This window comes from Carboxylicivirga linearis, assembly GCF_018271995.1.
GTDB lineage: Bacteria > Bacteroidota > Bacteroidia > Bacteroidales > Marinilabiliaceae > Carboxylicivirga > Carboxylicivirga linearis.
On sequence record NZ_JAGUCO010000005.1, the window covers coordinates 17,255 to 29,445 of the forward strand.

5 protein-coding genes are annotated in these 12,191 nt (G+C 35.7%); 4 read left to right on the top strand and 1 reads right to left on the bottom strand.

Going from position 1 to position 12,191, the window contains the following annotated elements; translation table 11 throughout:
- Positions 1-190 precede the first annotated feature (190 nt).
- Positions 191-4,576: a hybrid sensor histidine kinase/response regulator transcription factor gene (locus KEM10_RS09010; RefSeq protein WP_212215661.1), complete on the bottom strand. Its 4,386-nt coding sequence runs from the start codon at positions 4,574-4,576 to the stop codon at positions 191-193.
- 260 nt (positions 4,577-4,836) lie between these two features.
- On the opposite strand from KEM10_RS09010, the gene KEM10_RS09015 reads away from it, so the two are divergent.
- The 4 genes from KEM10_RS09015 to KEM10_RS09030 are packed head-to-tail and all read left to right on the top strand — an operon-like array spanning position 4,837 to position 12,191.
- Positions 4,837-6,408 carry a glycoside hydrolase family 28 protein gene (locus tag KEM10_RS09015; protein WP_212215662.1) on the top strand — a complete coding sequence of 524 codons (1,572 nt, stop codon included), beginning with the start codon at positions 4,837-4,839 and terminating at the stop codon, positions 6,406-6,408.
- Positions 6,409-6,432: 24 nt separating this feature from the next.
- A complete protein-coding gene (locus KEM10_RS09020; RefSeq protein WP_244825691.1) occupies positions 6,433-7,626 on the top strand; it encodes a glycoside hydrolase family 88/105 protein in 1,194 nt (397 codons plus the stop codon).
- A gap of 15 nt (positions 7,627-7,641) precedes the next feature.
- Positions 7,642-8,982, top strand: coding sequence for a pectate lyase (locus tag KEM10_RS09025; RefSeq protein ID WP_212215664.1), 1,341 nt, complete (start codon positions 7,642-7,644; stop codon positions 8,980-8,982).
- Complete coding sequence (locus KEM10_RS09030) at positions 8,979-12,191, top strand: SusC/RagA family TonB-linked outer membrane protein (protein WP_212215665.1); 3,213 nt, start codon at positions 8,979-8,981, stop codon at positions 12,189-12,191. Before KEM10_RS09025 ends, KEM10_RS09030 begins: the two co-directional genes overlap by 4 nt.

Consider the following 12,191-nt stretch of genomic DNA (forward strand, 5'->3'; position numbering starts at 1 on the left):
TCAGTAATACAACGTATTGAGGATGCTTCGCCTTAATTATAACGATATATACCCTATTTAAATAAAGGTATTTATCAGTCTGATTTAATATTATAGTTTACCATCTGGAAGCAATATGAGCTTAACGAACTGTTTGATTTTGCGTATTAAGAATTAAAGTGCAGTTCTGTGTTTTGTCACATTTTGTCTCTTATTTATCTACTGGTTTTGGTGTTTTACTTGGTGGATAACCATATTGTTTTTTAAATAGTTTTGAGAAGTACTTGATGTCGTTATAACCCACTTTAAAGGCAACTTCCGAAACTGAGTATCCTTTTACCAATAACTGATTTGCAATTTTGAGTTTAATTTGTCGTACAAACTCCAATGGACTTAATCCGGTAAGGCCTTTTACTTTATTATAAAGCACTGTTCGGCTTACACAACAATGACTTGACAATACTTCAACACTCAAATCGCTGGAATAATTTTCTTCAATATATTCAACCAGTTTTTTTAGGAATTCTTCATCTTTAAAATTGATTTTTAATGTTTTGGGATCAATGGTTTTATTATTTCTGAATTTAGCAATAATCAACTGGCGTTGTTGGCTAAAGGTGTTAATAACAGCCTTCAGATATTTAATGTTTAAAGGCTTTGTAATATATGCTTCGGCGCCTGTTTCAATTCCTGTTATTTGATCCTGAACATCAGTTTTGGCAGTCATCATCACTATGGGAACATGGCAAGTTGAAAAATCTTCTTTCAGGAGCTTAGTCATTTCCAAACCATCCATTTGAGGCATCATAATATCCGTGACAATTACATCCGGATTTTCTTGTTTTGCCAGCCTTATACCTTCCACTCCATTAGCAGCTACCAAACAATTGAAAGTGCTATGTAATGATGATTTCAGGTAGTTGGCTATTTCAAGATTATCTTCAACAATCAATACCGTAGAGTTAGGCTGTGGATGGTTGTCACTGCCATTATTTTTATCTTCAATAATATCAAATTCCAGATGATGGTCAATCTGAGAATCGTTTGAATTAAGCTGCTTTTTTTGAACATGTAACAGGTTTAGTATTTTATCGGAATCGAGCGGTATGCTCACCCAAAATGAACTTCCCTGATTAACTACAGATGAAAGTTCAATGTTTCCTCCGTGCAGTTTAGCTAGTTCGTAAGCAAGTGATAAACCAATACCTGTTCCTGCCTGGTTATTACCACTTAAAATGGTATATCTCGAAAAAATATCTGATAAATCCTTATCTCGTATGCCGGGCCCTTGATCAATAACTTTGATTTGAGCCATGGAACTGGATGAATCAACAGATACGGTTACTACCACTTTTTTACCTTCAGGGGTAAATTTAATGGCATTGGAAATTAGGTTATATATTATGGAATCAAGTTTTGTTTTATCTGCCCAGATATCAATAGGTGTATCGTGCGACTTAAAAGTATAGAAGATGCCCTTGTGATTAGCCAAAGGAATAAAACTCTCATATATTCCCTGGGTAAAAGAGTTGAGTTCTATTGGCTCCACCTTTAAGGTCATCTTATTGTTTTGTACTTTTCTAAAGTCTAGCAATTGGTTTACCAACTGGAGCATTCGGTTGGCATTTTTTCTGATTATTTTTAGTTGTCGACTAACCTCATTATCCTGAATATCCTGATGTAATAGATCATCAATGGGGCCCAGTATAAGAGTCAGTGGTGTTCTGATCTCGTGTGAGATATTGGTGAAAAATTTAAGTTTAAGTGAGTTTACCGTTTTTTCTAAATCCAGTTCCTTGCGATATCGGTTAATGCGCCATACAATCTGTCGAATAACTAGGTAGGTTAAAACGGCTAAGATGATGTAACCAATTAAAGCCAAACGTGTCTGCCACCATGGTGGAGTAATGGTAATGGCTAAATTGCGTCCTGTTTCATACCACTTACCTGTACTACTGGTACATTTAACTTTAAATGTATAATCGCCCGGTTTAAGGTTGGTGTAGGTGGCTTTGGTTTGATGATTTACTAGTACCCAGTCTGGATCAAATCCCTCCAGCATATAGGCATATTGAATTTTATTGGGGTCGCGGAAGTCGAGAGCTGAGTATTCAATGCTAAAACTCGATTGGTGATGTAATAGTTTTATTTCGTTGGTATACGAGATATTCTTTTGTAGCGGTGATTTATTGGCTCCAACAATAACATCTTTGTTAAAGAGCTGAAAATTGGTTAATTCAATATTGTTCTGGTATTTAGGTGGTTGAATGAGTTGAGGGCTAATAACTTCAACCCCTTGGTAACCACCAAAGAATAGCTGTCCATTACTTAGTTTGATGGAGGTGCTTTCCGAAAAGTTATTGAATGATAAACCATTATATTCATTAAAAACTTCAATTGAATTCTGTATAGTGTTATATCGGCTTAAACCATTTTCTGATCCAAACCATATCATCCCTTCATTATCTTCTTCGATACTAAATACAACGTCGTTAGATAATCCTTGTCTTGATGATACGGTTTTAAATTGCAAAGTGTCAGATAGTGGTAACTGAAGGTAATTTACACCTCCACCAAAAGTACCAAACCATATTCGGTCTTTAGAATCTTCTCTGATTATAACAATGTCATTATAACTAATGCTGGATTTATCATTAGGACTGTGATAGTATGTGTTGAAGTTAATTCGATTGTTTTTCAGACTGTCGGCATGCAATAGATTTAAACCAAAAGAAGTGGCTACCCAAAGGTTGGAGTCATTATCAACCATCATATAACGCACCAAATCGTTGGATAAGTTGGTGTTAGTGGTATTGTAATTAGTAAACGACAGTTTATCAATATCATTAACGGTTACTTTTGATATCCCGTTTTCAAAGGTTCCAATCCATAGTGTATTGGCTGCACCTTTTGCAATGGAGTAAATTTTATTACTGCAAAGAGATGTGCTATCGTCATCTTGATTTTTGTATTGTTTAAAACGAAGGTTTTTATACTGATTAGGAGAATTGGGTAGTGGAGTGGTACTAACCAATAAACCTTCTCCTTTTGATCCTAGCCAGATGTGTTGATTTTCATCAATGTAGATGCTGTAAATGTTTATGTTGCCCGGATTATCTATTTTACCTTTAAAAGATTTGAAAGTATGAACGGCTGAATGATCTTTATTAATTACATGTAATTCACCACTTTTGGTGCCCATCCAAATGCAACCATTACGGTCCTGTGCTAATGATCTAACTACATTATCATTAATTTGCATCGGATTTTTCTGAACAGTTAAGTGTTTAAAAGCAGGATTGTATTTAATTACTTTTTCCATTCCTCCTTTGAACTGCCCGGTTCCCAGCCATAAAATTCCTGAAGCATCTTCAATAATGCTATGAACAATGTTACTTGATAGTGAATTAGGGTCTTCAATATTATTGGTATACCCGGTAAATTCATCTTTTATATGATTGTAAAGACGTAGTCCACTACCATGTAAACCAATCCATAAATTATCATCTTTGTCTTCGTAAAATACGTGACGTTCAAGGTCTGTAATTGATTGGTATGATTTTTCAGTAAGGTTATAAAAGTGTGATGAAAAGTCTTCCAGATCCAAACGTGTTAAGCCAAGTTCTTTAGCAGTAATCCAGGCATTGTTGTGTCTGTCAAAATAAACATCTAAAATACTGTTTCCATGTGTTTTAATAGTCTGCCATTTTTGGTTTTTAGGATTATAAACGAGTACACCTTCATTTTGTAAAGTAACAATTACGAGTCCATTATTAGAAAGATAGAGGTGATGAATCTCATTCTGAGGAAGTGATGGAATATTGGTTGTATCTAAAACAGTAAACGTACCTGATAATTTATTGTACTCTAAAATTCCGTAGTCACTACCAAACCAGAGGCGGTCTTTCAACTCAATAGCAGAATTAAAGGAAAGGTTAATGAAAAAATGTTGAAAATGGTAAGTTTTAGCTTTGATATCTTCCTTTGAGAGGAGGTTTAACCCTTTGTCGGTTCCAACCCAAACGGTTGAATCTGCAGAGGTATAAATAAATCTTACTTTTTGGTTTGAGATACTATATGGTCCTTTATCTGAGAAATGTTGCTGATCATAACCATCGACTTCGTCATCGTATTCTAAACGATAAATACCTCCGTTGGAAGTTCCTACCCATATAATATCATTATTAGCCTGTTGAAAACAAGTTGCATGATTATATTTACTATTGATATGAGCAGAATATTCGGGAAGTGTTTTGAATTGTTCTGTTCTGGGATTTAAATAATGATAATAGTTATCATAAGTTTGAAGCCATATAAATTCTTTTTTATCTTGCCAAAGTGATAAAATACGGTTATTAGTTAGTAGCGGATTGTCAATATTGTTTTTGTAAACTTTAAAATTGTAGCCATCATAACGGTTTAATCCATTCATGGTACCAATCCACAAATATCCTTTGTTGTCGCTTAGTAAACTGGTTACTGTATTTTGCGAAAGGCCGTTTGTAGAGTTGTAATGTTCAAATCGAAAAATATTCTGGCCCCACATAACGGAACAGAAACAGAGTATTGGTAAAACTAAAAATATGGATTTTCTCATATGATTTATATGTAATGCAAATATAACATTTAGTGTTGGTTTTTAACATTTGTTGGGTGTTAATTTAGCAGAGGGAGGTATTTGTGTAATATTCAGGTAAACAGTTGTTAAGTGTATGGTTGACGGTTGGTTTGTGATGATTCACCCCCTTTATTTCGAATAATTATAACCTACTTACAGGCAAAGGCATTAAGTATATTGCAGTTGTAATTTTTAACAAATTTGTACAGTTTAATCTGATCGCCAAAAAAGATCGTTTTATGTTGAAAAAATCTGAAAGGGTAGCACTAATAATTATAATGTTTTTGATGCCATTGATCGATGCATCTTCACAAATAGGTATTATTAACATACGGGAAGAAGGGGCAGATCATACCGGAAAAAAAGTATGTACCCATATAATTGAAGAAGCAATAACTAATTTGTCTAATCAAGGTGGTGGGGAAGTTTATTTTCCGGCTGGTCAATATCTGACGGGACCAATAGAGCTTAAAAGTAATATAACACTAAATGTAGGTGCCGGAGCTGTTTTGAAGTTTACTGACAACTTTGATGATTATTTACCTATGATAGATTCCCGCTGGGAAGGTGTAAGAGTTAAAACCTTTAAATCTAATATTTATGCTCACAATGCTACTAATATAACTTTAAAAGGTAGAGGTCTAATTGATGGTAGCGGCAAAAAGTGGTGGGATTTATGGTGGAGAATAAAAGGTGGTGAGCAAACGAATACTAAATGGGAGCAGATTTTTGCGGAAGAGAATGATAGCTTACTACAACATAACGAGTATATAAAAAAAATGGGGCGTTTCTTACGACCTACATTGTTTATGCCTTATGAGTGTTATAATGTAAGGGTTGAAGGATTAACTTTTCAAAATCCACCATTCTGGACATTGATGCCTGTGTTTTCAGAGAATATTACTATCGACGGAATAACCATACTTAATCCTGATAATTCTCCCAATACCGATGGAATTGATCCATCATCATGCAGAAACGTACGGATTAACAACTGTCATATTAGTGTAGGCGATGACTGTATTGTTATTAAGTCCGGACGCGATGAAGACGGAAGATCGGCTGCTCGTCCAACAGAAAATATTACCATTACTAATTGTACGATGTTGGATGGACATGGTGGAGTGGTTATCGGTAGTGAAATGTCAGGTAGTGTGCGCCGGGTTACCATTTCTAACTGTGTGTTCCAGGGAACAGATAGAGGTATTCGGATGAAGACAATGAGAGGAAGAGGAGGTGTAGTTGAAGATATTCGTATTTCAAATATTGTGATGTACGATATTGTAAAGGATGGTGTTATGATTAATATGCATTATCATGAAACTCCCGAAGAACCCGTTTCAGAACGAACTCCCGCCATTAAAAATGTTTTTATATCCAATATTAGAATTAAAAAAGCAAAACAGGCTGTGGCTATTTATGGGTTAAAGGAGAGAGATGCTAGTAATATTACTTTTAATGATGTATTTGTGAGTGCTGAAAAAGGAGTGTACGGAAATTATGCGAGCAACATTCAGTTTAATACTTTTCAAATTGAATCTAAAAAAACAGAGCCTTTCAAGTTTGAGAACTCAAATAATATTCAGTTCCGCAATGTAACCATTCTAAATCCTGATATAGATAGGTTTGGTTTTGCATTTACTAACTGTTCTGGTTTGTTAATCAAAGATTGTTTTCAGGTTGAGTCAATGAGTAATTATATCAAAGCAGAAAATACTGAATCCATATATATCCTGAATAATGCATTACCAGGTGTTAAAAACCTTATAGAGCATAAAAATTCAAAGGTGATTAGTCAGGATAATTATTAAAACAAAAGCATGAAAACCTATACTATGAAAGTAATCACAATACTATCACTATCTGTAATTTTATTGTTTAGTGGTTGTCAAACAAAGACAAAAACGGATAGTACAAATGTAGAATCAAGTGCTGAAAAATGGTCGCTTAAAATGGCTGATGCAGTTATGCGTGACAACGACAGCTTGGTTTATTACCTTAATCCTAAGAAAGTGAAATGGGAGTATGATTTTGCTTTTCTGGGACAAGCCATTGATCGTTTGGGTAATATCGACCCAAAGTACTCAAAGTACATGTCTGATTACATCGATTATTTTGTACAAGAAGACGGTTCGGTAAAAACATATAAGAAATCAATTTATAATATTGATCGCATTAATCCTGGAAAGAATGTAATAACGCTTTATAAGCGTACCGGTGAAGAAAAATATAAGAAAGTAATTGATCAACTGGTACAGCAAATGAAAGAACATCCGAAAACAAACTCGGGTGGATTCTGGCATAAAAAAGTGTATCCCTACCAAATGTGGTTAGATGGTATTTATATGGCATCTCCTTTTTTGGCACAATATGCAAAAGAGTTTAATGAGCCTGAATGGTTTGATGTAGTTACTTTTCAAATAAAATTAATCTACAATAAAACAAAGGACGAAGAAACAGGACTAATGTATCATGCCTGGGATGAGAGTAAAGAACAGAGTTGGTCCAATCCTGAAACAGGACAGTCCCCTCATTTTTGGAGTCGTGCAATGGGATGGTATACAATGGCCATTGTTGATGTGTTGGATTATTTGCCGGAAAACCATGCTGATAGAGATACTTTAATTCAAATACTCAATAACACGTGCGAAGCTCTATTGAAAGTAAGAGACAAAGAAACAGGCCTTTGGTACCAGGTTTTGGATCAGGGAAATAGAGAAGGGAATTATCTGGAAGGGTCTGGCTCGTCCATGTTTGCTTATGTTTTTGCTAAAGGTGCGAACAAAGGATATTTAGATAGTAAGTATCGAACTTATGCCGAAGAAACATTTGATGGAATTATAAACCATCTTATTACCGAATATCCTGATGGTAGAATTGAAATGAAAGATATATGCGGAGGTTGTGGTTTAGGAGGCAATCCATATCGCGATGGATCTTTTGAGTATTACATCACCGAAAAGAAAGTGATAAACGATACCAAAGGAGTGGCACCATTTATTCTTACAGCTTTAGAATTAGATCGATAATCTGAAATCATCAGAATGAAAAAATATTTTGTCATATCAACAGTTTTAATCGCCGTAGTGGGGTTGATGTCTTTTAACCTTATACAGGAAGAAAGAGTGCCAGCTTTTCCTGGTGCAGAAGGAGCTGGAAAATATACTACCGGTGGGAGAGGTGGATATGTTTATACGGTAACTAATCTGAATGATGAAGGGCCCGGAAGTCTGCGAAAAGGAATCAGAAAAAAAGGAGCCCGTACCATTGTGTTTGCCGTTAGTGGTTATATCGATTTACAATCGAGGTTGGATATAAATAACGGTGATCTTACAATTGCCGGACAAACTGCTCCGGGTGCAGGAATCTGCTTGCGTGGTGAAGGGTTGCGTATTAATGCTGATAATGTAATTATCCGGTACTTAAGAGTTAGGCCGGGTGACACAATGCAAAAAGAGTTAGATGCGATCACGGCTATTAGTCAAAAGGACATTATTGTAGATCATTGTAGTTTCAGTTGGGCTACGGATGAGGTTTGTTCTTTGTATGATATCGAAAACCTCACACTGCAATATTGCATCATCAGCGAAAGTCTTAATAATAGCTACCATCATAAAGGGTCACATGGTTATGGTGGAATATGGGGAGGTCAAAAAGCTACTTTTCATCATAATCTTTTAGCTCATCATAAAAGCCGCAATCCTCGTTTACAAGGAAGCAGGAAACATAAAGATCCGGATAGCGAGAAAGTTGAGATTGTTAATAACGTAGTGTATAACTGGAAATCGAAATGTATCTACGCTGGCGAAGAAGGGAACTACTCAATTCTGGCGAATTATTTTAAACCAGGACCAGCAACTGGCGATAAGGCCAGTAAGCAAATACTGGAACCCTATGCACCTTATAGTTATTTTAATTTCTGCAATAACGTAGTCGATCAGAATAATACAATCACTAAAAATAATCTGAAGGGCTTGCTTATGCCAGCTGATTCTGTTTCAAAATATTTTGTCTCTGAGCGCTTATTTAACTCAGGAATAAAGGTAGAAAAGGCTGCCAAAGCTTATGAAAAGGTCTTGGCAAATGCAGGTGCCAACCTATATCGCGATTTGGTTGACGAGAAAATTATTGCCGATGTTAAAAAAGGTTCTGCTGAAGGTGAATTCAATGGTATTATTAACTCACAGGAAGAAGTAGGTGGTTGGCCTGAAATAATATCAGAAGAAGCTCCGGTTGATACTGATGGTGATGGAATTCCCGATGAATGGGAAATCAAACACGAACTAAATCCCAATGATAAAGAAGATGGATCCCAATATAAATTAGAAAAGTATTACACAAATCTAGAAATGTATTTAAATAGTTTACTAAAGCAAGTCTTATGAAAAAAGAAAATCTTCAACTCAACAAGTTCTTGTTGCTGGGGCTTTTAATGCTCTTTTTATGCAGCAATACTAGTTGGGCGCAACAAGTAAGCGGTAAAATTACCGATACAAAAAACGAGCCTTTACCAGGAGTAACTGTATTAGTTAAAGGTACCTCAGACAAAGGTACAATCACTGATATGGAGGGTAAATACTCTTTGGAAATAAATGATGCCCAAACAGATGTGCTAGTAGTAACATTTATTGGTATGGTCACGCAAGAAATAGCTGTGCAAGGACGATCTACCATTGATGTTGTTATGGAAGATGAGTTTACCCAATTAGATGAGGTAGTTGCAGTAGGTTATGGTACTGTAAAAAAACGAGACATTACTGGTTCTGTAGCCTCAGTTAAAGGTAAAGATTTGGAAGCCATTCCGGTAACATCAGCTGTTGAAGCAATGACAGGTCAAATGGCCGGGGTTCAAGTAATCACAACTGAAGGTTCTCCTGATGCTGATGTTAACATCCGTATTCGTGGAGGAGGATCTATTACACAGGATAACTCACCAATGTATATTGTAGATGGCTTTCCGGTTAGCACAATAAACGATATACCAGCTTCAGAAATTCAATCTATTGACATCTTAAAAGATGCTTCATCAACAGCAATTTATGGTGCTCGTGGTGCTAATGGTGTTGTGATAATAACAACTAAAAGTGGTCAAGAAGGCAAAGTGTCGGTTAGCTATAATGCTTATACTGGTATAAAATCAGTTGCTAATACTTTAGATCGTTTAAGTGTTGAGGATTTTGTGCACTGGCAGTATGAGTTATCGTTACTAAAAGATGATTTAGAATCATATACAAGATATTTTGGAGAATATCAGGATATTGATTTGTACAATGGTCAACCCGGAAATGATTGGTTCGATCAGGTATATGGTCGTACGGGTACAACTTTTAACCATGATGTGAGTGTGCGTGGTGGATCAGAAAAGTTTGCCTATAACTTTAGCTATGCTCATATCAATAATAAGGAGATCATGTTGGGATCTGATTTTAAGCGTCATAATCTGGCTTTAAAACTTGATCATAGACCAACAGATAAGATTACTCTTTCATACTCAATGAGGTATTCAGATACAGATATTAATGGTGGTGGCGCTATTGAGCAAACAACGGCTACTCCAACTGACTCGAGAGTAAAGCATGCCATGATTTATTCACCTATTCCATTAAATGGATTGGATGATTATGAAGATGAGGAAATATCAAGTTATATGATTCCTCCTTTGACAGCCGTGGATGACAATGATTCAAAACAGAGAAGAACAACTTTAAATATGGGAGCCAGTTTCTCATGGGAGATTGTTAATAATCTGGAACTAAAGACTGAAGTGGGATTACAAACCTATAAGTATAAAAAAGATCAGTTTTATGGTACTTCTACTTATTATGTGCAAAATAATGTTGAAGCCTCTTATCAAGGATTACCAGCAGCACGTATGCGAGTAACCGATCGCGAAACCTTCAGAAATACAAACTCAATAAACTACGATTTTAAGAGTTTGATAGGTAATGCTGATCACTCAGTAAAATTATTACTTGGTCAGGAGTCAATCGTACGCGAGTCAAGTGAAAAAACTGATATTATTCAGGGATATCCTTCGTTCTTTTCTTCAAATGAAGTATTTCGTTTAACATCGCAGGGTACACCTTTAAGTGTAGATAATAAAATTAGTGCGGATGATAAGTTAATGTCGTTTTTCGGTCGTGCTAACTACGATTATAAAGGTAAGTATTTAGCTTCAGCAACATTTAGGGCTGATGGTTCAAGTAAATTTGCCGAAGGTAACCGATGGGGATATTTCCCTTCAGCTGCAGTTGCCTGGAGAATTTCTGAAGAAGGATTTATGGACGGTATATCTAATACTTTAAGTAATTTAAAACTGAGATTGAGTTACGGTACAGCAGGTAACAATAATATTCCTGCCGGACAATTGGTTCAGGCGTTTGAAACCGGTATTACTCCATATATCAATAATGTTACCTCCTACTGGGCGGTCGCTGATGAAATGGCTAACCCTGATTTAGTATGGGAAACCACTGTAACTCGTAATATTGGGTTGGATTACGGGTTCTTCAATAATAAATTGAACGGTTCTATTGAAGCTTATTTGAATACAACTACCGATTTGTTAATTAAATTCCCGGTGTCAGGTACAGGCTATACCTATCAATACCGAAATATGGGTGAGACCGAAAATAAAGGTCTAGAGATGTCAATTAACTGGGCAGCTGTTAATAAACCTAACTTCGGACTTAATCTAGGTTTCAATATTGCTATGAATCGTAATAATGTAAATTCATTAGGTATCATGAATGATTTCGGCGAAGCTTCAGGTTGGGCATCAACAGAAATAGGTACTGATTATTGGATTGCAGTTGGTTCACCTGTTGGACAGATTCGTGGTTATAAATCAGATGGACGTTATGAAGTGTCGGATTTTGAGAGGTATGACGAAACTTCAGGAGAATGGATATTAAAAGAAGGAGTTGCAGATAATTCTGGTATTATCGGTACGATAAGACCAGGATCAATGAAATTAAAGAATGTTGATGGCGATGAAGAAAATATTGTTGATGAAAATGATATTGATATTATTGGAGATGTTAACCCATTAAGTACTGGTGGTTTCACTATCAGTTCACGTTTTTATGGTTTTGATCTTTCTGCCGTTTTTAGTTATAGCTATGGTAACGATGTTTATAATGCTAACAAAATAGAGTATACATCTACAAGTAGATATCCATATCGTAATATGATTGATATGATGGCTGAAGGAAAGAGATGGAACAATATTGACGAGAATGGTCAATTGGTAAATGATCCGGCTACTCTTGCTGCTATGAATGAAAATACCACCATGTGGTCGCCATATATGAGCAGATATGTTCTTTCAGACTGGGCTATCGAAGACGGTTCTTTCCTTCGTTTGAACACATTAACGCTTGGTTATACATTACCAAAATCATTGATACAACAGGTAAATCTTCAAAATGTAAGGTTTTATGCAACTTGTAATAATGTATTTATCTTAACTAATTACAGTGGATTTGATCCTGAGGTTTCTACACGTAGAAAATCTCCATTGACACCTGGCGTAGATTACTCGCCTTACCCAAAGAGTCGTCAATTTATTTTTGGTTTAAATCTTAGTTTTTAA

What these genes read in the sequence shown, in the direction of transcription:
- KEM10_RS09010 (WP_212215661.1), bottom strand. Translation starts at nt 4,576, where the DNA reads ATGAGAAAATCCATATTTTTAGTTTTACCAATACTCTGTTTCTGTTCC.
- KEM10_RS09015 (WP_212215662.1), top strand. Translation starts at nt 4,837, where the DNA reads ATGTTGAAAAAATCTGAAAGGGTAGCACTAATAATTATAATGTTTTTG.
- KEM10_RS09025 (WP_212215664.1), top strand. Translation starts at nt 7,642, where the DNA reads ATGAAAAAATATTTTGTCATATCAACAGTTTTAATCGCCGTAGTGGGG.
- KEM10_RS09020 (WP_244825691.1), top strand. Translation starts at nt 6,433, where the DNA reads ATGAAAGTAATCACAATACTATCACTATCTGTAATTTTATTGTTTAGT.
- KEM10_RS09030 (WP_212215665.1), top strand. Translation starts at nt 8,979, where the DNA reads ATGAAAAAAGAAAATCTTCAACTCAACAAGTTCTTGTTGCTGGGGCTT.